The 26,245-nt window shown below is 54.9% G+C and carries 19 protein-coding genes and 1 tRNA gene; 8 read left to right on the top strand and 12 right to left on the bottom strand.

Going from position 1 to position 26,245, the window contains the following annotated elements; genetic code table 11:
* Positions 1–276: 276 nt before the first annotated feature.
* From KF752_07140 to KF752_07125, 4 genes are all read right to left on the bottom strand, one after another.
* A complete protein-coding gene (locus KF752_07140; GenBank protein MBX3421316.1) occupies positions 277–654 on the bottom strand; it encodes a DUF2237 domain-containing protein in 378 nt (125 codons plus the stop codon).
* Between the two features lie 48 nt (positions 655–702).
* Positions 703–2,091 carry a DUF1501 domain-containing protein gene (locus KF752_07135; protein ID MBX3421315.1) on the bottom strand — a complete coding sequence of 463 codons (1,389 nt, stop codon included), beginning with the start codon at positions 2,089–2,091 and terminating at the stop codon, positions 703–705.
* 120 nt (positions 2,092–2,211) lie between these two features.
* On the bottom strand, positions 2,212–5,487 hold the full coding sequence (locus KF752_07130) for a DUF1553 domain-containing protein (GenBank protein ID MBX3421314.1): 3,276 nt from the start codon (positions 5,485–5,487) through the stop codon (positions 2,212–2,214).
* Positions 5,488–5,919: 432 nt separating this feature from the next.
* Positions 5,920–5,993, bottom strand: a tRNA-Ile gene (locus tag KF752_07125).
* Positions 5,994–6,157: 164 nt separating this feature from the next.
* On the opposite strand from KF752_07125, the gene KF752_07120 reads away from it, so the two are divergent.
* Complete coding sequence (locus KF752_07120) at positions 6,158–7,243, top strand: Gfo/Idh/MocA family oxidoreductase (GenBank protein ID MBX3421313.1); 1,086 nt, start codon at positions 6,158–6,160, stop codon at positions 7,241–7,243.
* Between the two features lie 46 nt (positions 7,244–7,289).
* Here KF752_07120 and KF752_07115 read toward each other — a convergent pair whose 3' ends face one another.
* Positions 7,290–8,114, bottom strand: a complete 825-nt coding sequence (locus tag KF752_07115) for a phosphatidylinositol-specific phospholipase C/glycerophosphodiester phosphodiesterase family protein (GenBank protein ID MBX3421312.1) — start codon at positions 8,112–8,114, stop codon at positions 7,290–7,292.
* Between the two features lie 298 nt (positions 8,115–8,412).
* Between KF752_07115 and KF752_07110 the strand changes: the two genes are divergently transcribed.
* The 3 genes from KF752_07110 to KF752_07100 all read left to right on the top strand — a co-directional run bounded on the left by KF752_07110 (position 8,413) and on the right by KF752_07100 (position 12,185).
* A complete protein-coding gene (locus KF752_07110) occupies positions 8,413–9,873 on the top strand; it encodes an amidase (GenBank protein ID MBX3421311.1) in 1,461 nt (486 codons plus the stop codon).
* Positions 9,874–10,098: 225 nt separating this feature from the next.
* Positions 10,099–11,799, top strand: a complete 1,701-nt coding sequence (locus tag KF752_07105) for a carboxylesterase family protein (protein MBX3421310.1) — start codon at positions 10,099–10,101, stop codon at positions 11,797–11,799.
* Positions 11,800–11,825: 26 nt separating this feature from the next.
* Positions 11,826–12,185, top strand: a complete 360-nt coding sequence (locus tag KF752_07100) for a 4a-hydroxytetrahydrobiopterin dehydratase (GenBank protein MBX3421309.1) — start codon at positions 11,826–11,828, stop codon at positions 12,183–12,185.
* 76 nt (positions 12,186–12,261) lie between these two features.
* Here the strand turns inward: KF752_07100 and KF752_07095 are convergent, their stop codons facing one another.
* On the bottom strand, positions 12,262–16,119 hold the full coding sequence (locus tag KF752_07095; protein MBX3421308.1) for a c-type cytochrome: 3,858 nt from the start codon (positions 16,117–16,119) through the stop codon (positions 12,262–12,264).
* A 194-nt stretch (positions 16,120–16,313) separates the two neighbouring features.
* A complete protein-coding gene (locus KF752_07090; protein MBX3421307.1) occupies positions 16,314–16,496 on the bottom strand; it encodes a hypothetical protein in 183 nt (60 codons plus the stop codon).
* A 27-nt stretch (positions 16,497–16,523) separates the two neighbouring features.
* Between KF752_07090 and KF752_07085 the strand changes: the two genes are divergently transcribed.
* Positions 16,524–17,903 carry a DUF1501 domain-containing protein gene (locus KF752_07085; GenBank protein MBX3421306.1) on the top strand — a complete coding sequence of 460 codons (1,380 nt, stop codon included), beginning with the start codon at positions 16,524–16,526 and terminating at the stop codon, positions 17,901–17,903.
* A gap of 151 nt (positions 17,904–18,054) precedes the next feature.
* Here KF752_07085 and KF752_07080 read toward each other — a convergent pair whose 3' ends face one another.
* Positions 18,055–18,441, bottom strand: a complete 387-nt coding sequence (locus tag KF752_07080; protein MBX3421305.1) for a type II toxin-antitoxin system VapC family toxin — start codon at positions 18,439–18,441, stop codon at positions 18,055–18,057.
* Between the two features lie 485 nt (positions 18,442–18,926).
* Positions 18,927–19,847, bottom strand: a complete 921-nt coding sequence (ubiA, locus tag KF752_07075; protein MBX3421304.1) for a putative 4-hydroxybenzoate polyprenyltransferase — start codon at positions 19,845–19,847, stop codon at positions 18,927–18,929.
* Positions 19,848–20,239: 392 nt separating this feature from the next.
* On the opposite strand from ubiA, the gene ilvB reads away from it, so the two are divergent.
* Both ilvB and KF752_07065 read left to right on the top strand, forming a co-directional pair.
* Entirely contained in the window at positions 20,240–21,976 is a 1,737-nt protein-coding gene (ilvB, locus tag KF752_07070) for a biosynthetic-type acetolactate synthase large subunit (GenBank protein ID MBX3421303.1), read from the top strand.
* Between the two features lie 33 nt (positions 21,977–22,009).
* Complete coding sequence (locus tag KF752_07065; protein ID MBX3421302.1) at positions 22,010–22,792, top strand: hypothetical protein; 783 nt, start codon at positions 22,010–22,012, stop codon at positions 22,790–22,792.
* 181 nt (positions 22,793–22,973) lie between these two features.
* Here the strand turns inward: KF752_07065 and KF752_07060 are convergent, their stop codons facing one another.
* The 3 genes from KF752_07060 to KF752_07050 all read right to left on the bottom strand — a co-directional run bounded on the left by KF752_07060 (position 22,974) and on the right by KF752_07050 (position 25,534).
* Positions 22,974–23,504 (bottom strand): putative molybdenum carrier protein, encoded by a 531-nt coding sequence (locus KF752_07060; protein MBX3421301.1) that lies wholly within the window; start codon positions 23,502–23,504, stop codon positions 22,974–22,976.
* A 29-nt stretch (positions 23,505–23,533) separates the two neighbouring features.
* Positions 23,534–24,274 (bottom strand): RluA family pseudouridine synthase, encoded by a 741-nt coding sequence (locus KF752_07055; protein MBX3421300.1) that lies wholly within the window; start codon positions 24,272–24,274, stop codon positions 23,534–23,536.
* Positions 24,275–24,373: 99 nt separating this feature from the next.
* Complete coding sequence (locus tag KF752_07050) at positions 24,374–25,534, bottom strand: ATP-grasp domain-containing protein (protein MBX3421299.1); 1,161 nt, start codon at positions 25,532–25,534, stop codon at positions 24,374–24,376.
* 173 nt (positions 25,535–25,707) lie between these two features.
* On the opposite strand from KF752_07050, the gene KF752_07045 reads away from it, so the two are divergent.
* Positions 25,708–26,208, top strand: a complete 501-nt coding sequence (locus KF752_07045) for a hypothetical protein (GenBank protein ID MBX3421298.1) — start codon at positions 25,708–25,710, stop codon at positions 26,206–26,208.
* The last annotated feature ends 37 nt before the right edge of the window (positions 26,209–26,245 follow it).

Below are 26,245 nucleotides of genomic sequence, written 5' to 3'. Positions count from 1 at the left end.
TGCCCATCAAGAGAATTTACGAACGTATCCCAGTGCCTGCTGTGTAGACTATCCAGGGCAATTGAGCAATCGTGATTAACGTCAGTCACTTTACCGGATAACCGACAATAGCTCTAGTGGTCAGCCATCCATCGTTGCCGCATTTGCCAGAACATAAACGTAACTTCCTTCGCCAGAAGGTGGGCGTAGCCGTCTGTCTCAGATCATAGCCGCCAGGTCCAGTAGATAGACACCCGAAAAGATTTCAGGCACTGGCGCGCAGAACGACGAGCAGAGCTAATCGTCTAACGAGTCCCCAGTAGCATATTCTTTGAGAGTCTCCAAGTCGATAAACTCCAGAGCGCTAATGTGTGTTGCACGCAAATTGACCAGCGGAGCCATTCCAGCCTCAAACGCTTCCTTCCACCGCAGCACGCACAGACACCAACGATCACCGGACTCCAAACCTGGAAAGTCGTACTGCGGCATAGGAGTCGACAAATCGTTACCGCGACTCTTGGAAAACTTCAGGAACTCGTCGGTCATTTCAGCGCACACCAAATGCAACCCAGCGTCTTCAGGCCCCGTGTTGCAGCAACCATCACGATAGAACCCCGTCATCGGCTTAGTACCGCAGGCTTCCATCTCTCGACCCAAAACATTCTTGGCGCCCATCGCATTTCACTCCACTTGTGAATCGAAATCTCTTTTTTTGATTGTGTATTAACTCAGAATATCCTGGATGATGGTGCCATGCACGTCTGTCAGGCGGTAGTGCCGCCCTTGATACTTGAAGGTCAGCCGCTCATGATCGATTCCCAGCAGATGCATGATAGTAGCGTTTAGATCGTGGATGTGAACTGGTTGCTCGAGGATGTTATAACTGTAGTCGTCGGTCACGCCATAACTGGTACCTGCTCTCACCCCTCCGCCGGCCATCCACATTGTGAAACAACGCGGATGATGGTCTCGACCATAATCAGTCGCCGTTAGTTTGCCTTGACTGTAAGCGGTGCGGCCAAATTCCCCCCCCCACACGACCAGTGTTTCAGCCAGCAACCCCAGACGCTTCAAGTCTTGAACCAAAGCAGCTGAGGCTTGGTCGACTTGGCGACACTCGGCCCTGATAGCACCGGGCAATCCACCATGGTGATCCCAATCCTTGTGAAATAATTGAACGCAGCGCACATCGCGCTCGATCAATCGCCGCGCCAGCAAACAATTGGCTGCAAACGTGCCGGGCTGACGGGCTTCCTCACCGTACAGATCAAATGTACTCTGAGGCTCATGGCTGATATCAGCCACCTCGGGTATCGACGCTTGCATTCGAAAGGCCATCTCGCTTTGCGCTACTCGCTGCTCAATCAACGGGTCCATGCGCGATTGAAGCTCCAATTCATGCAGTTCATTCAGTCGATCGAGCATTCGGCGCCGCGAATCTCGTGAGATACCATCCGGATTGCTTAGGTAAAGCACTGGACTGGAGCCTGCCCGAAATTGTACCCCTTGATGATTGGCCGGCAGAAATCCGCTGCCCCATAGCCGAGCGTACAGAGGCTGGCCGCCTTTGTTTTTAGTCACTAACACACAGAAGGCCGGCAAATCCTGGTTGGTACTACCGAGCCCATAGTCTAGCCAGGCGCCCAACGACGGTCGGCCAGCGACCTGAGAACCGGTCTGGATAAAGGTGATCGCCGGGTCATGGTTGATCGCTTCGGTGTACACCGATTTGACGAAACACAATTCGTCAACGACTTGCGCAGTATGTGGCAACAATTCGCTGATCCACGCACCACTCTGCCCATGCCGGGCAAACTTGAAAGCTGACCCCGCTAGCGGCAAACTGGCTTGATTGCCGGACATGCCCGTCAAGCGTTGCCCCATTCGTACCGACTCCGGAATCTCAATTCCCTGATCTTGATTCAATCGCGGCTTGTAATCGAACAAGTCGATCTGCGAAGGTCCCCCGCTCATAAACAGATAGATCATGCGCGTGGCGCGCGGAGCATGATGAAAGTGCTGCAACAGACCACCGATTCCTGGATTAACCGCATTAGCATCGCTGGCGTGCAACTCGCGCTGAAATACTCCCGCCAGCGCCGCTGTAGACATCCCCAGGGCGCTACGTCCAAAAAAGTATCTTCTCGTCTGGCGCTGCTGCCAGGACTGGCACTCGGGCCCGGTCAGACCGATCGGCGAATTAGCTGATGACAACGGGGGCATGGCTGTTTACTACCTTTTCATGACGAATTCGTCGTAGCTCATCAATCCCTCGGCCACTACGCATAGCGCCGCCAACTCGGGACCAACCAGCTCATCCGGCGCTCGAAAGTCACCAACAGTTAAGAACTGCTCGATCGCCGACGGATTCGATTGGAAGTAATCGAATTGTTCAGCGTACAGTCGCTGGAGAACATCTAATTCTGCCGAGACAGGCTGACGTGCTGTCAGCCTGCGGAATATGGATTTGAGTCGATCTGGCAAGTGACCATGCTGCTCGGCGACATGGCTGGCCAGCCCGCGCGCCGCCTCGACAAACTGCGGGTCATTCAACAACACCAGCGTCTGCAGCGGTGTCAATGTCCTCTGGCGCTGGACCATGCAGACTTCGCGATTGCTGGCATCAAACGTCATCATCATCGGTGGCGGTGACGTTCGCTTCCAAAAAGTGTACACGCTGCGGCGGCGACTGCCTTCGCCGATGTCGCGTTGATAGGCTTGTCCAGACTTTTCCTCCCATAATCCGTCGGGTTGATACGGCTTAACGGGTGGTCCACCAAGTTTAGTGACTAATAAATTCCCAGCCTGTAACGCGGCATCGCGCAGCTGTTCAGCGCTCAGGCGCACGGCGGGCCCGCGCGCCAGCCAACGATTCTCTGGATCATCTCGCAGCAATGCCGTATTGGCAGTGGACGACTGCTGGTAGGTCTGGCTGGTGACAATCAATTTGATGAGCGCCTTCGTATTCCAACCTGAGCGGATATACTGCCCCGCCAGCCAGTCCAATAAATCGGGGTGTGTTGGCGGCGTACCTTGCGATCCAAAATCCTCGGCGGTACTCACTAGCCCACGACCAAACAAGGACTGCCAAATGCGATTGACGGCTACGCGGGCGGTCAGCGGATGTTGGGGACTAGTCAGCCACTGCGCCAGGTCCAACCGGCTGGGACGGACGCTAGCTACCGCAGGGACTACATCGCTAGTCTGATTGCTCTGCCCTGTAACGCTTGCCAACGACAAGATGCTTTCCGGCACACCGCGCTCAACAGCCTCTTGAGGCTGATCGTATGTACCACGACGTAGCACAAACGTTGGACGCGGCTCAGGCAACTCGCGCATGACCATCATTTCAGGTATCGGCTCCGCTAGTTGGCTCAGTGAGGTGCGCAACTCGAACAACTCAGATTCTAACTGCGTTTGCTCTGGCCCACAGCGGGCCGCAAACTGTTGCCACTGTTGTGGGGAGACCAACGCCATCTGCTCTGCTACCGAATCAGGGGCAGTGTCTTGCCAGTACAGATATTGGCATTCAAGTTCAGTAAGCGCTGCTTCATATAGACGCAGCTCATCGACTCGTCCGTCTTTGAAGCCGACATCTCGAAATCGCTGGCCAATCGTTAGCTCGCTCGCTTCTGAACCATGCGCCGACTGTGTCAGGCAGTCGCGGACGATGGAAGTCGCCTGCCGCTGGCCATTGACATAAAGTTCCATGCCGTCCGCCTGACTAGAACCGTCATAGACCCACGTCACTTGACACCACTGGTCCAGTGGCAGCGGTTGGTCGGCCAACACGCGCACAGCGTTGCCCGGCCAAAAGTGGATCATGGCGGCACTCAACTTTCCGTCTTCCAGCAGCAGTTCGTAGCCGCGACTACCCGCATCCGTCCAAGCCCGAGAACGATGGAAGACCACGCAGCGGTTAAAATGTCGTGGCACACGAATCCACAGCGAGATCGTAAACGGCTGATGGCGCGTCCACGAACCGCCTTCGGGGATGGTGGCGTTGTTCTCACCACTCAGTAACAAGCCTTGGCCGAGCACGCCGTCAATCAAACTGGGCGAATCGCTGACCTTGCCTGTATCTTGGGATTTGACCTCGTTACGCAGTTTATGGTCTGCGATGCTGTCGAAAGAATAGTGTGCAACTTGTCGCGTGTTGAGTCGCTGCTGGATGGCTGAAATTTGCTCAGAAACTTCGGGCAGCCTGGACAACGACTGAATTTCAGCAGAACCGGAACTTTGATCGGAGATCGGTTGCTGTTCGGGATGAATCTGATCTGCCGACAGCACTCTTAGCTGTTGTAGCTGCCGCCGCTTCTGCGCTATCCTGTCAGCCAGTTGAGCGATCTGCGATTCTTGCTCGGGAGTCGGCAACGGCAAGGCCGGCGTTGGTACGGCTGAGGTGAAATGCGAATACAATCCCGATTCATCGATATTGTTAAAAAACGCCGACAACTGATAGTACTCTCGCTGAGTGATCGGATCATACTTATGATCATGGCACCGCGCACATTCCATGGTCAATCCAAGAAATGCAGCCCCAAAGGTGTTTACCCGATCAGCCACGTATTCCGATCGAAATTCTTCTTCTACGCTTCCACCTTCGTTCGTCTGCCTGTGTAAGCGGTTAAAAGCGGTAGCGACTAATTGATCGCGGGTTGGATTAGGCAACAAGTCTCCTGCCAGCTGCCAGGTAATGAATTGGTCGAACGGTAAGTTATCATTCAACGCACGGACCACCCAATCGCGCCATGGCCATGTCGCACGATAAACATCGGCCTGGTAGCCAAACGTGTCGGCGTATCGAGCCGCATCCAGCCAATCTACCGCCCATTTTTCGCCAAAGTGAGGACTCCCTAGCAACCGATCCACCAGCGGCTCGCAATTTCCTGGTTGGCTCGTCGATAACCATTCATCTAGCTCCGCCTCGGTAGGCAACAATCCTGTCAAGTCGATGGTCAGTCGTCGGATTAGCGTCACTAGATCAGCGCGTTCAGACGGCTCCAGACCAATGGCTCTTAGCTGTTGGCCTACCCAAGCGTCGATAGGGTTTGAGCTTTCGTTCCATGCGAACGACTGCGGCATCGGCGGCGGCGTCAATTCTCGCAGGGGCTCGAACGACCAATGCCTGTCGAAAGTTGCCCCCAAGTCGATCCACCGCTGCAGAGTCTGCTTCTGTTGGTCGGAGAGAGCACTCTTGGTGCTCGGTGGCGGCATCACATAATCCGGATCGGACGACATGATGCGCTTGACCAGCTCACTACCTGCCGAGTTGCCTGGCTGGACCGCCCACTCGTAAGTCGATTGTTGATCGTCCAGCCGTAATTCGGAAACTCGCTGCGAGGCATCAGGACCATGGCACGTGAAGCAGCGATCCGACAAAATCGCCCGTGCCTCGGCAGACAAATCCGTTGGCGGCGAACCAGCCGCTGGTGTATCTGCGCGCAGGTGACCGTTACAAACAACCAACAGCCCCAAGCCGAACGCTTTGCGAAGTGAAACGAACATGAGAGCTAGATCACCGGAGAGCACGAAACCACTGAAGTTGCGAAGACTCCATTGTAGACAACGCTAGTCGTTTCTGCACCGCACTCAAAGACACAGTTAAACCAGCAGGAAACGCCGCAAAACCAGAATAGTTCCAACAAATTGTAGTTCTACGGGTAGTTCCACGGGGACATACAACGCAGACGCATGGTGTATGGGGACATACAACAGTCTTTCAGAGCACTACCTACTTAGACCAGCAATTGCGATCGCTAGAACAAGCGTCCCCGCCGAAGGCGGCCGTCGCGCGCGCATCACCCGCGCCCGACTAGAAGCGAGGAGCAATCAATTCGGCATCCGCTTGGCACTTTCCAAAACAGCGATGCTGAAATATCTCGCATACGTCCCAAACGACCTATTCTGCTACTTTCGCTTTCCCTGAAATCCCAAGAATAGGCCGGGCAGGACTTGAACCCGCGACCAAGGGATTATGAGTCCCCTGCTCTAACCAACTGAGCTACCGGCCCATGGGTAAGGGCGAACTCAAAGAATATACGCGGCAACCACTATCTGCCAACTCCCCTTAGTCTCCGATTATCGACTAGCATGATGGGGATTCTGCCGCCCACTGGCCTTCGGAAATATTAGGCGGGCGAACTGTCAGTACGCAAATGTAGAAGGAAATTGCATCGTGTCGACCGTCGGGGTTGGAATCATTGGTTCTCAGTTTATTTCCACGATTCACGCTGAATCGGTGGCGCGCTGCCCTCAGGCTCGTCTGGTGGCTGTGGCGTCCCCCACTCCTGGCAATGCGGCTCGACTGGCCGAGAAATATGAATCGACCCAAGCTGTACTGGACTACCGCCGACTGCTCGACATGCCCGAAATTGAGATGGTTGTAATTGGTGCACCAAACGACCTGCATTGTCAGATGACCGTTGATGCCGCTGGGGCAGGTAAACATGTAGTGGTAGAGAAGCCGCTGTGCTTGAGTCTAGCCCAGGCTGATCAGATGCTGGAAGCCTGCAGCCGTGCAGGTGTCAAACTGATGTACGCCGAAGAGCTGTGCTTCGCTCCCAAATATGTAAGACTAAAGCAATTGCTAGACTCAGGGGCCTTGGGCACCCCAACTTTAATTAAGCAATCGGAAAAACATGACGGTCCCCACGCCGACCATTTTTGGGATGTCGCGCGTTCGGGCGGCGGTGTGACCATGGATATGGGGTGCCATGCGATTGCGTTTTTTCGCTGGATGCTGAACAATTCACCGATCAGCTCTGTGTATGCGCAAATGTCAACTCAGGTACATGGCTCTAAAACGCGCGGCGATGACAATGCGCTGATCATCGTTGAGTTTGCCAATGGGACGTTGGGGTTGGCTGAAGAGAGCTGGACGAAGCTAGGAGGCATGGACGATCGCGCCGAAGTGCATGGCAGTGACGGAGTGGCCTATGCGGACCTGCTACATGGCAATGCGATCGAAACCTTCAGCCGTGCCGGTTATGACTACGCCGTGGAAAAAGCCGGCTCGACGGCGGGCTGGAGCTTCACCATCTACGAAGAGGCTTGGAACTATGGATTCCCTCAAGAGATTTCACACTTCGTCGATTGCGTTTTGAACGACAAGATACCACTGGTCACCGGGCAAGACGGTCGGGCCGTGTTGGAAGTGCTGTTTGCGGCATACGAGTCGGCGCGGCGCGGCTGCAAAATTCGGTTGCCATTTGAGACGCGTGCGGACAGACCGATTGATTTATGGCGCGCCCCGCTGCACTGACATGATTGGCGCGTCTCCACGCCCTGTTGCGATCCACGCCTAACACTTAGGGCACTTCTCCCGTAGCAGACCTCAGAAATTCGCTGAGCTTTGGCAGATCATCGGTCCCAATCAGATCGACCCCAGCTGCGCACAATACTTGCCACAGTGTTTCAGATTCTGGCGTGGCCCAGAACCGTACGCGCCGCTGACTACGATGAGCGCGATCCACGATATCTCGCAGCTTATCCCGTTCGGTCTGACTCATATCGCCTTGACCCCGATAGCGAAAATGCAACCGCCAATTGTCACTGATCAGTGGAAGCAGATCCGCTGGCAGATCACTATCCAAATCACTTAACCTTCCATCAACGCCTGCGTAGCGTGGCTGCGAGGCACGGATTAGTTCCGTCGGTCGGTTGCCACTAATCACGACGGTGACAGCACGGTTGGTATACAGGCCGCCTTCGGAAACCGACAGCATGTACGCGTAACCAGCCAGCAACTTATCGAGCGCTGCATAAGTTGTCGCGCCTTCGCTCTTGATATCAATTAACAGGGTCACTGTGTCACCTGCCGGATAAACGGCACCATACTCCTTAACACGCTGACTCAACGGTTCAAGATATAGACCTTCAAGCGTTCTAGTCGGCCGGACGTCTCGCAGGTTGTGCGCCACTAGCAATTGCCCATCGACCAAGAAAACATCCGCCTCAATACTGGTAAAGCCGTGGTCCAATGCTTCTAGCAGCGGCCGTTGATGCTCATAGTCGTTGTGGGCATGCGCAGCGGATAGGGGCCGCACCGGCACTTGGCCTGTCAACGGCACTTGACCGATGACCAAACATGCCAGGCCGAATACAAAGGCAATCAGCTTCTGCAATCGAAACATGGAAAAACACCTTTGACAAGTAGAAGCTGAACTATCAAGTACTCACGCTGCCAGTAGCTTCCAAAGGCTAGTGGCGATGAGCATAGCCCGACAGCCAACGTCACACGACTCCGAGTTTGCACCAACGGTGGGATAGTATAGGCTTTCGTGTTATATTGACAGCCTGCTGGTCGAGTTAGAATGGGCAGTCTGTCAGATTTAACTTTTTTCGCAATTCATTTGTCTGACGAGGTCGGGGCAGGGCGGACAGCGTCAGCCGCTGTATACTATTCGTCTCGCCTCCATTTCCTTGTCACTCGTGGCTAGCGTACTGCACGACGACATGTCCAACAATCAGATACATGCTTTCTGCGATGATGTCTTAGGCGACCACGATGCGGTGGGCTTGGCGGAACTTGTCCGTCGCGGTGATGTCAGCTCGCTTGAACTGGCAGAGGCCGCAATTGCCCGTGCCCAACGGGTCGACGAACAACTCAACGCCATCCAAGTACCCATCTTCGACAAGGCGCGCGAGCAAGCTCGACGGCCCAGTCAGGGCACATTTGCTGGTGTGCCTAGTTTCATTAAAGACAACACCAATGTGGCCGGCTTACCGACTCGCCATGGCTCCCGCGCAGTGCCCCCGACCCCGGCCCACAAGGATGGTGCCTTTACCAAGCAATACTTGGCGCAAGGTTTTATACTGTTAGGCAAGACACGGCTGCCGGAGTTTGGGTTCAATTGTAGCACTGAGTTTCAACATGAGCGCCCGACCTGTAATCCATGGCACAAAGATTACTCTTGCGGCGGTAGTTCAGGAGGGTCGGCTGCCATGGTCGCCTCAGGCGTCGTGCCAATTGCGCACGCAAACGATGGCGGTGGATCGATTCGAATTCCTGCGGCCTGCTGCGGTTTGGTGGGATTGAAAACCACGCGTGAGCGCTTTGTGATGCACGAATTGGCCAAGTCGTTGCCAGTGAACGTGTTTTGTGATGGCGTCGTAACTCGCTCGGTGCGCGATACGGCGCATTTTGTGGCTGGTGCCGAGTTGTATTGGCGCAATCTCAAGCTGCCTGCCGTTGGCTTAGTCAAAGGTCCGGGAAAAAAGCGGCTGAAGATTGGGCTAGTGTACGATTCGTTGACGGGACAGCCTTGCCCGCAAACGCGAGCAACCATGGAGCGCACGGTGGCCCTGCTTGAGGGGATGGGGCATCGAACCACAGAGATGCACAAGCCAGTTAAGTCGTCATTTGTGGATGATTTTGTGGACTATTGGGCATTCTTGGCGTTTATGACCGGGAAGATTGGCAAGCGGCAATTCGGCGGCGAATTTGATCCCGCACAATTCGACGACTTTACGCGTGGTCTGGCCAATCGCTTCCGCAAGCGACTTTGGAGATTGCCATTGATGTTGCTGCGACTGAAACGCACCTGGTCTCAATATGTACAAGCCATCCAAGAATTTGACGCTGTGCTGACCCCTGTGTTAGGGCACGTAACACCACAGTTGGGATACTTAGGCCCCAACGTTCCGTTTGAGGAACTGATCGGACGCCTGATGAAATATGCGGCGTACACGCCACTAAATAATACCAATGGTAGCCCGGCAATCTCATTGCCCATGGGAATGTCGCGAGAAGGACTACCAATCGGAATTCAGTTGGCGGCAGCGCACGGCGCCGAGCGAACTTTGTTAGAATTAGCTTACGAACTCGAGCAAGTTCAACCATGGCCGCGTGTCGGAACCACCCCGGCGATAGACGGCCAGTTGGCACGTTGAGTTACCACGTTTCCTACAACTTCCTAGTGAGTGACCCGACAGAATGTAGCCGGTAGCACTGTCCGTAGATGGTGCTGTCCCCAGATGGTGGAAATCCAGTTCGCCCGCCGTCTGGCGACGCCAGCTACTAATTTGCCGCTCGCCGTCATGCGTATTCGAAAATCGTATTCAGAAGTTTGGTTTATCTTTGTAGCATCTGCAATTATGCAGAAGAAGGGTGCCAGTATGCATACCAATTTTCAGAATCATTGGCAAGCTGAGCAGTGTACATCGAGTCATCGGCTGCATATCGACTGGGCTTGGTTGAACTGTTTGTTCGTGGTCGTTTGTTTGTCCAGTGCTGGATTTGCTGTCGAGCAAGCGACCGTAAACGCTAAGGCAGTGGCGGTAGCTACGACCGAAGTTCAGCTGGATTCTGGAACAATCCGTGGCCTAGTGATCGGCGCCGACCAAGATGTGCAAGCGTACAAGGGCATCCCCTATGCCCGCCCCCCAGTTGGTCAGTTGCGATGGCGGGCTCCCCAACCTCCGGAATCATGGACGGGTGTTCGCGATTGCTTTCAGTATGGTAGCGCCTGCCCCCAGCGCATACCACCGATGATGAGCGCCATCCCACAAATGGCAATAGGCGCCGAGCAAGACGAAGACTGCTTGTACCTGAACGTCTGGACTCCAGCCGAGCGCTCTGCGGAGAAACTGCCCGTGATGGTGTGGATTCATGGTGGTGGCTACACGATGGGAGCTGCGTCGCAGCCGCTATACGACGGCGAGGCCCTGGCGCGAAAAGGTGCTGTGCTCGTATCCATGAATTATCGTTTGGGCGCGTTTGGCTTCATGGCGCATTCCGCACTCAGTCAAGAATCTCCATTGGGAGTTTCCGGCAATTACGGCATTCTGGATCAGATTGAAGCCCTGCGCTGGGTTCAGCGGAATATTGCAGCCTTTGGCGGTGATCCTCAGCGCGTCATGATTTTCGGTGAATCTGCTGGTGGCGGCAGCGTACTGTGCCTCATGGTATCGCCGCTGGCCAAAGGCTTGTTTCATGCCGCCGTGGCACAAAGTGCTCCTGAAATGAATCTCGCGCATCTGCAAGCCGCCGGTGTCGGAGTGCCGTCGGCTCAAGACCAAGGGGCTCAATTGCTCCAGCAATGCGGACTAGCTGAAGACGCGACGCTCGAACAAATGCGAATGCTGGATGCGCAACTGCTAGTGGATGTCTTTCCGACATTGGAAATCGACAAGAACGTCGAGTTAAATCTACGACGGACCTCTCTGGCGATTGCCCCGATTGTAGACGGCGTTGTCATACCTGATCTTCCCAACGCCGTGTTCGCGGCTAATCAGGCGCATCCGGTCCCTTTGGCGATCGGCAATACTCGCGATGAGATGACGCTGTTCCTCACGCAGACACCTTTGCCAAAAGAAGTCGCCGAATACCAGCGCATCATACACACGAATTTTGGCGAACTGAGCGCCGAAGTGCTGGCGGCCTATCCGGCATCAACGACCAAAGAAATTCGGGAAGCAATCATTCACCTGGTAGGCGATGCAGTGTTTGGTGCGCAAGCCCGCCATGCTGCTCGGCTGCATACGAAAAACGGGCATCCGGCATTTCGCTATGTGTTCTCATGTGGCTCCAAGCAGTTCCCGCTGTCGATGCTGGGAGCTCACCACGCCTGCGAGATTCCATTCATCTTCGGACAGCCGGCCAATCCCAACGATGCCGATAAGAAAACCGTCGAAATCATCCAAAGCTATTGGATGAATCTGGCGGGTCAAGGCAATCCCAATGCACAAGGATTACCTGAATGGCCAAAATACAATCTCGCCAGCGAAATATTAATTGAATTCGACGGCGATGTGACCCTGCGTGAAACGCACCGCAATGTACAGCTCGATTTGGCTGACCGTCTTCTTGGGCGTTAGACGAGCAATCTAGTTTGGAGGATAGAATGGAAGTGATTTCTAGTGAAGCGCTAAAACAGAAGCGCTGCCTGCCCTGTGAAGGCGGCATCGAAGCCTGCCCGTTGGACTCGGCTACCGCCCAGCTCCAGCGACTCGATGGTTGGCGTTTGACTTACGATGGCAAGCGGATTCGCAAAGATTGGCAGCTGCAGAATTTCATGCAGGGCATCCGCTTCTTTGAGCAGGTAGCCGAGTTGGCTGAGGCCGAAGGGCATCATCCCGACTTGCACCTGGAAGGGTATCGCCACGTCTGGATCGAAATCTGGACGCATGCTATCGGTGGATTGAGCGAAAACGATTTTATCTTAGCCGCCAAGATCGACGGGCTACGATGTGAGCGTACTTAGCTGGCTCAAGCCATGCTGAGGTCCAGAGAACAAGCCAGCAGTGGCTCTGCATGCACTGGCTAGCGAAGCTGCAGGTTCAGCGAGTGCTCTTAGCGGGCGGCTGCTGGGCAACTTGCTGGACGCCTTCAGGTACATACCCCAAGAATGCCATCAGATCGCGAATCTCGGCGAGCGTCAATTGATCCAGCAAACCGCTGGGCATCATCGAGGTGTGGCTGATGCTCATTTCTTCGACATCCTCCCGCGCGATAGTGTGCTCCTGCAAATTGGAATCGCGCACTACAATCACATTCGAATCACTTTCGTTCAGAAGTCCGGTGTAAACTTGTCCATCGACAGTCAACACCCGCTGCGATCGGTATTGGTCGCTAATGATATGCGAAGGGAACAAAGTTGCTTCGAGCATTTCTTTGCGAGTAAACCGATTGGCCACTGATGTTAGATCGGGGCCAATCGACTGACCAATCGCCCCCAGACGATGACAATCGGCGCACTTGGCCTTCGAAAAGCTGAGTTTGCCCGCATCGCTGTTGCCTCGGCGACCTTCGCTGGTAGCCAGGTATTCACTGAGCGTTTCGATAGTCCAAGCCGAGTTCCCTGCCAATTTGGGTAGTTCGGCGGCAGGTTCATCGGGATATTGTTGCACGAACCATTGCTGCCACTGAGTCAATTGAGTCTCAATGTCTTCAGTGCTTATCTGAGCATCTTCGCCGTGCACCCAATAGTTCAATAGATCCACAGCGCTTTGCGGCGACTGACCATCGGCCTGCATTCTGAGACCATGCAAGATGACGTGTCGAATGGCTTGGGAGTCGTCCGTAGCTGCCGGAATTTTTAGCAGCGCCTGCATGACCTCTGCTACCGCGTACGTTTCCAGAACAGGGAAGCTGCGAATTAAGTAGTCCCAATTCTCGTCGCTTGGGAACTGAGCTAACCCCAGAGCTATTGCTTGCCTGCGTTCTGGACTACGCACCCATGCCTCGCGTAGATACGCTTGGGACTGATCATCTCCGTGTTGCGATAGTAGGGCAACAATACCTGTTCGCAATCGCTTGTATTGCTCGGCCTCGAACCCCTTCTGGTCGATCTCCATATCTACTTGCTTGAGCAACTTCAAATCCTCTTCCGTTAGGCGATCAGGAAAATGATGTAGACCGACCAGCGCAGCGTTTGGCCAACGAGCGCCCTCGGCTACAAAGACCCGTGCCTCTTCCAACGTCAAGTCCTTGCACAATCGGCGTGTCAGTTGCATGACATACAGTGGAACGCTACTGCCCGCATCTGCGGCAATAGCCTGTTCAAAGAATTTCACAATCGCATATCTCTGTTCGGTAGTCCACGAATGCTTCATCAAACTTAGATGCAAAGCTGTCAGCATCCGCTCCTCCAACGGCAAGTCTTGTTGCAACGTGGCAACGGCGGTAGGCACGATCTGCTGGCAATTGAGAAAGGCTAAAATGCGGAACAACTCTCGATTCAGAATGCGATCGCCCACCGGATATTCTTTAGCCAAAGATTCAGTCAGCTCCGGAATGGCCGCTGCCGACAGACCACCGCGATGTAGCGCTACCTCGGTTAAACGCAAAACGTCGATGAAGTTGCGATCACTAATAAATCCACCCAACATTTGTTGAACACTGTTTAGTACCTGCAAGCAATTTTCGCGACTTGGATCGACAGTCACCAATGCCAAACCAGACTGGAGCTTCACACGCTGGTCGCCATGATCCAGCATTTCCGCCGCCCACTGCTGAGTAGGCAGTCGCTGTAATAGTTGACGTGCAGTGTAGGAAAGTCTGCGGTCTGTGCTTTTCAACAGCGGCACCAGCTGGGTGGCGGTCACTTCATAGCTGGCTCGCAATAACGCTTCGGCTGCTTCCAATTGCACTTGGCGATCCGAGTCGTCCAGTAGCTTCGCCAGCTCAGCGCTCACCAGCGGATTGGCCTCGGCCAGCCCCAGCAGCGCGGCGGCTCGCGCGCGGACTTCGGGATTCGCGGCGGTGGTCAGCTCGGTTAGCAGCAGCGGCGTAGGAGCTGGCCCGAAGAGCTGCATCAACTCAAGCGCTCGAGTGCGCTGGGCTGGTGAGGCTTGTTCGTTGCGCACCAGCTCAGAAATTTGAGTATTCCACTGGTTACCCATTTCCCGCTTGAGCGCAGCAATTGCCTGTCGTGCCCAAGCAGAATCGAGTTGAGGTTGTTTGAGAGCGCTGGCCAAGCCACTGCCCAGGTTTTTTACGGAGTCGGGCACTTTGCCTTTCCAACTTATGCGATAGATGCCACCTTTCGTACCGCGACCACCAGTGCAAAAATAGAGTGCGCCATCTGGGCCTACGGCGATGTCCGTTGCATTGAGAGGATGACCTTGAATAAACACTTCCGAGGTTGGACCGTCTTTGTCGTTTAGCCGCACACACAGTATTTTGCCTTGCGACCAATCTGCCAGGAACAGGCTGTTGTGGTAGCGTTTGGGAAACATGTGATGTGCATACGTGCAACCACCCGTGGGTGAACCTCGACCTGTTTCTAAAGTCGCTGGCAAGCGATCGAAATAGTAGTTTGGCCAAGCCGCCCATCCGCTGCGCCAGCCGTATTCGCCACTTTGAGCAATTTCGTAAAGCGCGGTGGGCCGATACCAGACAGCGCCTTCATCGGCTTCCATGTCGCTGTCGTGCGCGAATATCTTGCCGCTTGGATGCAGTATCAGGTCGTAGGCGTTGCGCAGTCCGCCAGCTACCAACTCAACTCGATCACCTTCGGTATCGAAGCGAATGACCGAACCACCGGGAGCTTTAACACCAGCAGCATGTCCGCCTGGGTCTTCCATTCGTGGTTGAATCAAGTCCCCTTCGTACATGTGTTTGTAAGGGCTGGAGTCGGCGAATTCTCCATCGTACTGAACGTGATTACCCAGAACACAATAGATGTAGCCATCCGGCCCAAACACCAGACCGTGCGCGCCATGTTCGCCAAACTTGCCTTTGAAGCCCACAATCCGCGTGGCACGATCAATGCTACCATTGTGATCTTCGTCGGTCAGGCGATAGACGCCATGACCTTCTTCCCCCTGGCCAGTAACATACACTTGACCGTTCAGAGGCAAAATGCCCTGAATGCCGTGCACTGTATTGCAGTACTCGCGAGTCTTATCTGGGATCCCATCTTTATCTGAGTCGTAAATCAACAGCAGTGGACCAGACTCTTGAGCGGCGATGATATGGCCAAATTCATTGAAGGCCATATTGATCAGCGAACCGACTTTTTCTGAATCCAGAATCTCTTTGACTACAAATTCTGCGTTAATCTTGAAGCGACCGTCTTCGGTGGTCGTCTGTTTGGAGTTAGTCTCCGGATCGCGATCCCAAGGTGCGGTTTCGCCTAGCAGTCCGAGTACACGCGCAGACTTCCATGTCGAATCGTCAAAGCCGGTGCGCTGCCAACCCTCGGCCGCCAGCGTGCTGCAGCGCCAGGTTGCATCTGTTGAATAGTTCTGCCACGACTTGCCCTTGGATTTGACGTACATTCGCGCCGCCAAAGCCGCATGGCCCGCAACCAGATTGGTAACGCGAACGGCGACAACGTTGTTTCCTCGAATTAGCAGCTTACTGATATCGTACTGCTCCATCTGTCCCGTCGAGCGTCCGTTACCAACCAACCGACCATTGAGATATAAATCGTAACGGTCATCCGCCGTGATCGTGAGCGTCGCTTGCTCGACATTGTCAACCATCAACTGCTTGCGGAAAAACCCGTCGCCTGCGGGTATTTCGCCTTGTACCTGGTCGGCCGACCAAATCCAATTGGCCTCTTGCGCAGCGACGCGGTTCGTCGCCGCCAACGCAAGCAGAAATAGAACTGCAAGCAGAGACTTACGATCCATCAGCGGTCGGGTAATCGAGCCTTCCGCTATTGCACTGTTGAAATGAAAGATCGACACAGGGCAATTCCTTTTGCCAGAATGACAATTTCCATCGGTCAATCAGCCTGTCGAGAGACTGTCCTAGGGCCATTCTTAGCCAAAGGTGGTAGGGAGTGTCAAGGCAACGTAGAAACCGCAGCGACCGCTCCATGACTGCTTGCATTAACCACCAACCCAAACGCTAGCAAGCCTCCAGCGCTCGCTATCAGGTTTCAAACTTCTGTCAGCAGCCGCTGGAAACCCAATTCGACCACCGCCTGCCGGCGGTAGCTACATATTTGCTGCTCCGCCTCGATTGTCAGTTTTTCCTCGGTCCTGGCACCGTATCCGCATTGGTTGGCTATCGGCAAACGGTATGTTATGCTGGACGACGGTCCTGCGAGTTTAGACTTCATTCTCCGCATTCTGTCAGGATATGAACGATGGGGCAGACGAATCGCACCGCAGTTGGCGGGGCTGCAGGCAATGTGCTGCGTTGCCCTGGGACATTGCCGAGACGCAGCTTCTTACGCACGGGGGCTGTAGGACTGACGCTCGCCGATTTGCTCCGAGCCCAAGCCACCGGCTCCGAATCCTCTGCGGTGAAATCCGATAAGTCAATGATCGTCTTGTGGTTGTGGGGCGGCCCCAGTCACTTGGAAACATTCGATATGAAACCCGAGGCACCGCTGGAGTATCGCGGTGAATTTCGGCCGATTCGTACCAATGTGTCGGGTATCGAAATCTGCGAACATTTGCCGCGATTGGCGGCCCGAGCAGACCGCTTTTCACTGATTCGCTCCCTGAGCCACGATAGTCCGGGGCATGTCAACAGCACGCATACGTTGGTGACCGCTTATCCGGGCGAACTGAACGAGATGCCCCCCTATGAACCCAAGCACCCCAATGCCTGGTCGGTTATCACCAAGCTGCTCGGTCAAAAACGCCCCGACCTGCCGGCGCACGTTGCCAATCACGTCCGCTACGATGGCGCCGCTTACCTGGGTCACGGGCTGCAACCCTTCTTGGTTACAGCCGATCCAAACTTGGCTGATTTTCGCGTCGCCAATGTGGGAATCGAAAAGATTGCCAGAGAGAGGTTTCAAACTCGTGCTGAACTGCTGGCTAAACTTGATCAGTTCCGACGCGACCTGGATACTCATGGACACATGCAGGCGAGAGATCAATTCAACCAAAGTGCTATCGACATGCTGGTTAGTGATGCAGCCCTCAGAGCCTTTGACATCTCGCAGGAGAGCGACGAAACTCGCGATCGCTATGGACGAAACACGATTGGCCAGCGGTGCCTACTGGCCCGTCGCTTGGTAGAAGCCGGCGTGCGGCTGGTCACGATTGATTTTCCGTATGTGGCGGGTCAGAAGGCGAAGAGCTGGGATGACCATGCTAGCGTCTGGAATATCTTTGATGAGATGCGTGTCCGCTTGCCCGTGTTGGACCAAGTCGTCTCCGCCCTGATTGATGATTTACATTCGCGCGGCATGGAACGCGACGTGCTACTGTTGGTTATGGGCGAGATGTCACACACGCCGCTGTTATCGAACTACAACGGTCAGCCGGGCCGCGAACATTGGGGCAAAGCCATGTCCGTTTTCATGTCTGGCGGCGGACTGCAGATGGGACAAGTCATCGGCTCGACTAACGCCAGGGGTGAAGAGCCGCAGAGCAACCCGGTAACTCCCAATGATTTCCTGGCCACGCTCTATCGCGCCATGGGCGTACCGTTGGAAACGCAATTCAAAGACCATTCCGGCCGCCCCGTGTCAATCGTGCCCGACGGCGAGCCAATTCAAGGACTTTTTTAGAGCTGTATCCGCTTCTCGCGTCATCTCGGCCGCGCGAAGAATCCCCCGCTTTCCCAATGCTCCCCGGCTCGTCCGGGAGATTTGTTCCGCTTCCAGCTACTGCAGCACATATCAGGCAACCACCTTCTGGCGACGGCTGCCAAACCTTGGTTTACCACAGAGTACGCACCGGATACTGCGCGAACACCAAGTGATTGGTCGCCAGCGTCATTTCATAGAAATTGACCTGAGCGATCAGTAGGCGATCAAATGGGTCGCGATGTATGGCTGGTAAGCGATGCACTTGGCATACTTCTGCTTCGTCGATCACGAGTAGTTCAAAGCCAGCCATCAATCTTTGCTCCGGCAAATACTGGTCCGGCTGACGCGGCAGCTTGAGCTTCCCCGACGAGTACTTAATACAGATCTCCCATGAAGAAGCGACGCTAACAAAGACTTCGTTGGCCGGATTAGAGATCGCGTCGATCACCCGAGCCGATAACTGCGGATCGCCAGTAATCGCCCATAGGAACGTGTGCGTATCGAGCAGGATTTTCACAACTTTCCCTCGAACCCATCCATGATCTCGTCGGGCAAGGGCTCGAAGAACGACGCCTCGACGACAAAATCGCCCGCTGCCAATCCCAGCTTACGCTGCTTGCGATCGGCTGAAGGCAACAGCGAATCTCAGCGACCGGCTGATTGCGTCGGCACAGCACGATACGGTCGTCGCACCCCAGTTCGTTCAGATACCTAGATAAATTCGTCTTGGCATCATGGATATTCAAACGCACGTCACTCATGGTTTAGTTATGAACTAACTACCGAACTAAGTCAAACGGTCCGGAAAAGAAGGCAGAGGTGAAGTGGTCCTCAGCAAAACGGGGGCGTTGAACAACCTTAACTGCCGTTGCCAGGCGGTGGCCAAGCGGAATTTTGTTTACTGTCCGGCAGCCATGGCTACCGTAGCCAGAAGCCGAACAAACCACCGGTCGAGCAAGACGGGATTCTAGTGGCGCTGGAAAGCCAAATGGGCTGGGCAGATTACAAACATGCGTCCAGAGCGGCAAACATACTTAGGCCGAAGCTGATGAGTGCGTTGAGAGTGAAGAAGGCTTCGTTGACTCGATTCAAGTCGTCTGCCGATACGATCCAGTGCTGACGCACCAATAGTACAGCCACGATGACTAATGAACTCCAATAGATCGTGCCTAAGTTCAACTGCGGGACAAGCCAAGGGATACTGACCAGCAGGAGCCACATGAGCAAGTGCAGAACTGCAGCCAAACGCAAGGCTCTAGGGATCCCCAATCGAGCTGGAATACTGTGGAGCCCGCTACGACGGTCGAAGTCCGCGTCTTGAGTCGCATAGATAATGTCGAATCCGGCTACCCAGCAGGCGATGGCTGCGCCTAGCAATGCTGGAGCAACTAGATCGCTAAGGCCCAGTTGCACGATCTCTCCGCGGATGGCTACCCAAGCACACAGCGGTGACAGGGCCAATGCTACGCCCAGCCACAAATGAGCGGCGGCGGTAAATCGTTTGGCGAAGCTGTAACCACAAATCCAGGCCAGCACCGGCAGTGAAAAGAGCAGCGGCAGTCGATTGGGTAGGAACAACAACGTGCCGCCTACGAATATCAGACTACAGCCCAGGAAAAACAACACGACCTGGCTACGACTGAGTAGGCCAGCCGGCAAGTGTCGCATGGCGGTTCGAGGGTTGGCACCATCGATTGAGGCATCGACCAGTCGATTGAAGGCCATGGCTGCCGACCGGGCGGCGACCATGCAAACTAACACTCCCAGCAGCCGCCAGGCAACGGCACTGAAGGCTGCCCACTGCGGTTGTTCGGGCATAGCCAGTGCCCAGACGCAGGCAAGCGCAGCAAACGGCAGAGCAAAGACCGTGTGGCTGAACCGGATTAGACTTAAGAATTGCCGAGAAACATCGAGCCAGCGAATCACAGGTTTTCCCAGATACTATGAATGGTTGTGCGCCTGCGATCGCCCTGGGCGTCCCGTTGGGCGATTCCACTGCCAAATTGCGGCAATAGAATCGGCGATTGTCGCCTGTCCGGCACCCACTGAGCGTTGAAACATATTGCGATTTCACTTATCCTCTTATCAGCGACTGCTGCTAATGGCCTCCGATCGGCTGCCGAGGGTTTCGGCAAGCGATGAACCTCAAGTTGACGATCGTGGTCTGTGGATCATCGGCCGCTCAAGCCGTCACACCACCCGAAATGGTGGTCCAGAAATGACTTGAGAGCGATTGCCGAGATACCTTTATTAATTGGACGATGGAAAGGCAAGAATTCATGGCGACGGCTGAAACGAAACGTGCAACTGAGGTAATGACCGGAGCGGACATCCTGGTTAAGTCTTTGGTGGACCACGGTGTTGAGGTCGTGTTTGCCTATCCCGGCGGATGCAGCATGCCGATGCACCAGTCGCTAACGCGTTACGGCGACCGCATTAGAACCATTTTACCGCGACACGAACAGGGCGGCGGCTTTGCTGCGCAGGGAATTGCGCGCAGCACCGGCAAGGTCGCCGTGGCGATGGCCACCAGCGGTCCGGGCGCGACGAATCTGGTAACAGCTATCGCTGATGCCAAACTGGACAGTGTGCCGGTGGTATTCATAACCGGACAGGTACCCACGGCGGTCATGGGCACCGACGCCTTCCAAGAAACGCCGATTGTCGAAGTTTGCCGGAGCATCACCAAGGCTCACTATCTGGTTACGCGCGTCGAGGATGTAGCCCGAGTCATGAAAGAGGCTTTTCACATCGCGGCCACGGGTCGGCCAGGTCCGGTATTGGTTGACATGCCCAAAGATGTGCAACTGGCGTCGTGCGAGGTCGACTGGAATGTAGCGATGGAGTTACCCGGTTATCGCGTGCAAAAGCCCAAGGCCGCACCGGAACAAATTCGGCAGATCGCGGCAGCCATCAAGCATTCACGACGTCCGATCATTTACTGTGGTGGCGGCATTGTCACGTCCGAAGCTTCTGCGCAACTTCGCGAATTGGTCAAACTAACAGGTATTCCGGTCACAATGACAGTCATGGGGTTAGGAGTCTACCCGAACGACGGTCCCATGTCGCTGGACATGCTGGGCATGCACGGTTCAGCCTATGCCAACTATGCGGTGCGTGATTGTGATTTGCTGATTGCACTGGGAGTTCGTTTTGACGACCGCGTCACAGGTAAAGTGGCCGAATTCGCAAAGAACGCCAAGATCGTACACGTTGACATCGACGCCTCGGAATTGAACAAGAACAAAGTCGCGCACATCTCCGTCTGTAGTGATGTAAAATTCGTACTCGAGCAGCTCAACCGTATTGTCGAAGCCCCGGAAATCGAAGAGTGGGTTAAACATTGTAAGAAGCTCAAAGGCCAATATCCTTTCCACTACGACACCGGCTTTGATGGCATCTTGCAGCAACATGCCATCGCTGAGCTGTCCGATTTGACGCGTGACCGGGAGACGTTTATCACCGTGGGCGTAGGGCAGCACCAAATGTGGGCGGCTCAATTCTACAAATTTAATCGCCCACGACAGTGGCTTAGTTCGTCGGGCCTAGGCACGATGGGATTTGGTTTGCCCGCAGCCATGGGCGTGCAGGCGGCCCATCCTGAAGCTTTAGTGGTGGACATTGATGGCGACGGTAGCTTCCAGATGAACATTCAAGAACTGGCCACGCTGCATTGCGAAAAATTGCCGGTGAAGGTCTTGCTGTTGAATAATCAGCACCTGGGAATGGTGGTCCAGTGGGAAGATCGCTTCGAGAAAAGCAATCGGGCCCATACCTACTTGGGGCCAATCCATCACGAAGAAGCCAGCGGCCCAGGCATCACCGATCCTCATGCTTATGTAAGTGAACGGTATCCCAATTTTGTGGAGATCGTTAAAGGTTATGGGTGTGGTGCGGCTACGGTCAGCAAGAAATCGGAACTTCGTACGGCGCTGGAGGAGATGATCAACTATCCTGGACCTTTCGTGTTGGATGTGATGGTACCCTATCAGGAGCACGTGCTGCCGATGATTCCAGGGGGACGCACGGTCGATGACATGATTCTTGAATAGTCACCAGGCAGTGAGGCGGCTATTGAGATTCTAGTGGACTGGCAGTGGGTAGCGGACCACCTGCTGAATCAACGCGTCGGAATGAGCCTGCTAATTCTGGCCTTGTCAGCGCTCTTGCAGGCCACCGCCGGCTTTGGGTCGGCGCTGTTTGGCCTACCCCTGCTGCTGTGGGTGGGCAACTCGCTGGTCGAAGCTCAACTGCTGATTGTCACCGCCATGTTGCCGCAGAACATTTTTGGCTGCTGGCGACTGCGGCGGAGTATCGATTTTCGCGAAGTGGCTGTGCCAGCCCTGTTGCGCATTGTGGCGTTGCCGATAGGCGTCGCCGGTCTGACGGTGCTAATGAATCAGTCCAAGCAGACCGTGGGACAAGTGGTTGGTGTCGTCATTCTACTGGCGATTGGCCTCCAGTACCTGGCGGGTATTCAGTGGCACAATGCACGAAGGTGGCCCTGGATGTTAGCCACCTTTTGTGGAAGCGGGTTTTTGCAGGGTCTGATGGGCACCGGCGGGCCTCCGATGGTTCTGTGGATTCACGGCCAGAAATACTCAATCGACCGAGGACGCGCGTTTCTGTTCGCGACTTACGTGATTGGCTTCATCCCGCAGGTACTGCTGCTGCGCTGGAACTTCGGCACGCTGGTATGGCTGCCCATGCTGATCGCGATGCTGGCAATACCGCTGACCTTGCTGGCGGCAGAAGCTGGACTTCAAATTGGCAGCCGCCTAGGAGACGGCCTGATGCGCTCGGCGACCTATGCAACTTTGGCCATATTGGCCATCGCCGCAATCGTCGAGCCATGGATTACCAATTAGGAAACCGCTTCATAAAATCACCGGCGTGTTTCGCAACTCGGCGGTTTGGCCGATCAAACTAAAAAACGATTGGCCATTCGCTTTGCCGCTGCAATACGTCAATTTGCTCGCGACTTGCTTCACACTCCATACGCAAGCTATTGGGGATCCAGCGTCTGTTGACGGTGGCTGCTGGTATACACTATTGCCCGCTAGTCTTTGCATTGGATTGGCGATCGAGGTGCAATAGTCCGGGCGACTCCTGAAACAGCCGACGCAGCATTGTACGGGCTTGTCGCTGCACACCGGGTGCCGAACTGGCTCGCGGGCCGGCAATGTTCAGTACTCCAATGGCTGAACTGTGAAGCCAGTCAATGATAACGAGATAGTCGATGGCGCGATCGAGTCGAACACTTAGAACCGGTTTGCCATGTTGCTTGGCAAGCCGCTGTGTCAGTCCACTGCCCCCCTGTAGGCGCTGGCGATACAGAATTAGAGTGCCGTCGGAATCAATCACGTTGCGCAGGGTGCGGGCTGCGTATTCGGGGGTTGGAAGTTCGGTCAGTTGGTAACGTTCATCGATCCTGCCATGCTCACATAAGCGACCTTTGGGGCACCAACCTCCGTGCGGAATTCCCAATTCAAGAGCTACATCCAGCGCAGCTTGGTCCACGCCGGTCTGCCCCCCGGAAACGATCTTCACGACACCGTGAAATTTTTCTGGGCCACTCACAGATGCTCGCTCGTCTCCACCAATGCTCGTTAACTTTGATCACCCGACCACGATCCGTGGATTTCCAACTGCTGGATCATTCGATTATACGCGTCTGCCCCCAAGCTTCGTTGCCAATGACTGGGTAAAACGCTAAAACTGAGCGGCTGGCAGGTAGTCGGATGTTGTATGGAGTTTTTCCAGCAGTGTAAGGCGATACCGCTGCCCCAGGGCGATTGCCCGCCATATTTCTTATCGCCGGCGATAGGATGTCCCATTGCCGACAACTGCACGCGAATCTGATGCTTGCGCCCTGTGAGTAGCTCGACCTGCAGGATCGAACTGGCTCGGGAGTCACTCAGCAGACAGCGATAGCGCAACTGTGCCAACTGCGCCTGGCCGGCAGGCGAATACTGAGCGCGCATGCGATGCGCAGTCTCATCTTTATATACATAGTGCTGTAAGCTTTGGTATTGCTGCGAAGGCTGAACCTGTCCTTCCACTACCGCCAAATACCATTTGCCTGTAGCCTGTCGCCGAATCTGATCTGACAGTCTGCCAGCGGCCTTGCTAGTTCTGGCCAACACTAACACACCGGACGCGAAAGCATCCAAGCGGCTGACCACACCGATGTAGACATTACCCGGTTTGTTGTACTTGCGTTTCAGGTATTCCCTTGCCAAACCCACGACCGATGGCTGACCGTCGATCACACCCATCGTCGCCAGTCCGCAGGGTTTGTTGACGACCAGCAGATGGTTGTCTTCGTACAGAATTGGCAATGATTTCACGCTGCATTCCGCTGGCAAACGGAACCGTTGCATCCGAACACGCTCCAGGCGATCGCGGCTACAAGGCAGCGCACCGGGGACGGGGATACTGGGGCGGGGTTAGCTTCTGTAAGGATATTGCGCGGTGAATTCAAGTTCTTTCCAATTCTCGTTCATAGCCTCGGTCTTATAAGCTGGCAGTGGTCCCTGCCAGGCCTCGATCATGATACGTCCGATGTTGGGGTCAATGGCTTGCGCCAACCCAACGATCGATGTCGTCAACCGCGGGTTGACTTCAATACTCCACCACCGCCCCTGACTATCTCGCAGTAAATCGACGCCAACCCATCCCAGGGCACCTGGCGACGTGTAGGCATCCAGCGCCCGTAGGGTCGTATCGAGCAATTGCGTTGGTCGCTCAGACTGCAGCTCTCGACCAACAATTCGTCCACCTTGATAGATTAGTCTTTGTTGACCGGGTGAGACATCTTCTGGTCCAAGCTTCTGAGTTACCAGGGGCAACCAATGCGCGTGATGACCAATATCGACAATCGCGCTACAACTGAAAGCCTGACCCTCAATCCAAGGTTGTACTAGCCAGTTGTCAGGTTGCGCCAAGCCACCTACTCGATCGAGCACTTGTCCTGCCGCCACGATCATCAGTTCTTCACAGCCGGCACCGCGCCGAGGCTTCAAACACCAGCGCTCGGAGGTGGCGATCGCTTCAGGTTCAAAGCTACTTGCCAGCCATGTTGGCGGATGGGGAACACCGGCCGCGTGCAGAGCCTGAGCGGTCAGCCATTTATCGCAACTAGCTTGAAGAAAGCGACCGGAGCAATTGATGACCTCGCGACCATCGTCCATGAATCGAGCAATGCAGTACTCCAACAAACCGTCGGATTCGGGTGCCAAAATCAGGCTGACGCCATCACGTGGCGCTGCCTGCAACCAAACTTCCAAAGTGGCATCCCACTGGTTTAAGGCAGACGACGTTTTGTTCAGAGCAAAGACATCTGTATCCCCCTTAAAGCCTGAAAAGGTCCCCGCTGGGTCTATTCGACGATCGATCCAGGAAACGGCGCGATGTCCTGATCGGTACCAGCGTTCGGCCAAGCAGCACATCATGGCCCAAGCCTCGCGCTTCATGCCACTGGGAATCTGTGCGAGGGGCACGGCGTGCATTCCACCGCACCAAATCCATTCGAACAAGAACACGTTCAGACCGAGTCCTCGATCAAGGGATGAATCCCATCGATATTGCGGAGCCAATCTAGAGCGCATGCCGCCTCCAACCGCACGATGGGGTATCAAAAGCTTTCATATCCGGCGACGCTGACGCTAGCATTCCCTGCGAGAATGTTCACATAAAGACGGTTGTTTGGCAAGCCGCCTGAGGCAAATGCCGAACTATAGAAACGTGGTGTTTTCTTATCTTCGTCACCAGTGTACCGGAAATGAGCCTGTCCGTGGATTCCAGTCAAGCATTATCGCTGCGGATGGAGGCCTACATCCTGCAGCTGAGCGACATTTATCAGCGGTGGATGGCCTGGCTGACCGCAACTGAGTTGCTGAGCATCGATGCAACTCCAGAAACGGTTGGACAACTCCAGGAGCGTGGACTGAGCTTGATTACGGAATTGCGAGATGCGTTGGAAGGGCGAGAACAGATACTCGACAGCGCCCAGCAGGCTGGTTGGACCGCCACGACGTTGCGATCGTTGGCCGAGAGCCTACCTGCCTGGAAGCGGCCACGTTTTCGTGCGGCGTTCGATGCTAGTCGGCAGCAATTGGCACAGCTGCGGCGACTACATACAGCCACCTGGGTGTACTTAAATGAGTCAGCCAATTTTTATAACGACCTGACGCGACTGATTTCGGGGACGGTGGCACAACATGTGTACATGGATGACCGACCGCGCGAATGCGGAGGCCATCTGCTGGACGCCTGCTTGTAATACCATCGAGAGATAATCGGTTAAACGCACAATTCCG

This window comes from Pirellulaceae bacterium (assembly GCA_019636385.1).
GTDB lineage: Bacteria > Planctomycetota > Planctomycetia > Pirellulales > Pirellulaceae > Aureliella.
The sequence above is the reverse complement of the archived record's forward strand: the minus strand, read 5'-3'. Positions and strand labels throughout refer to the sequence as shown.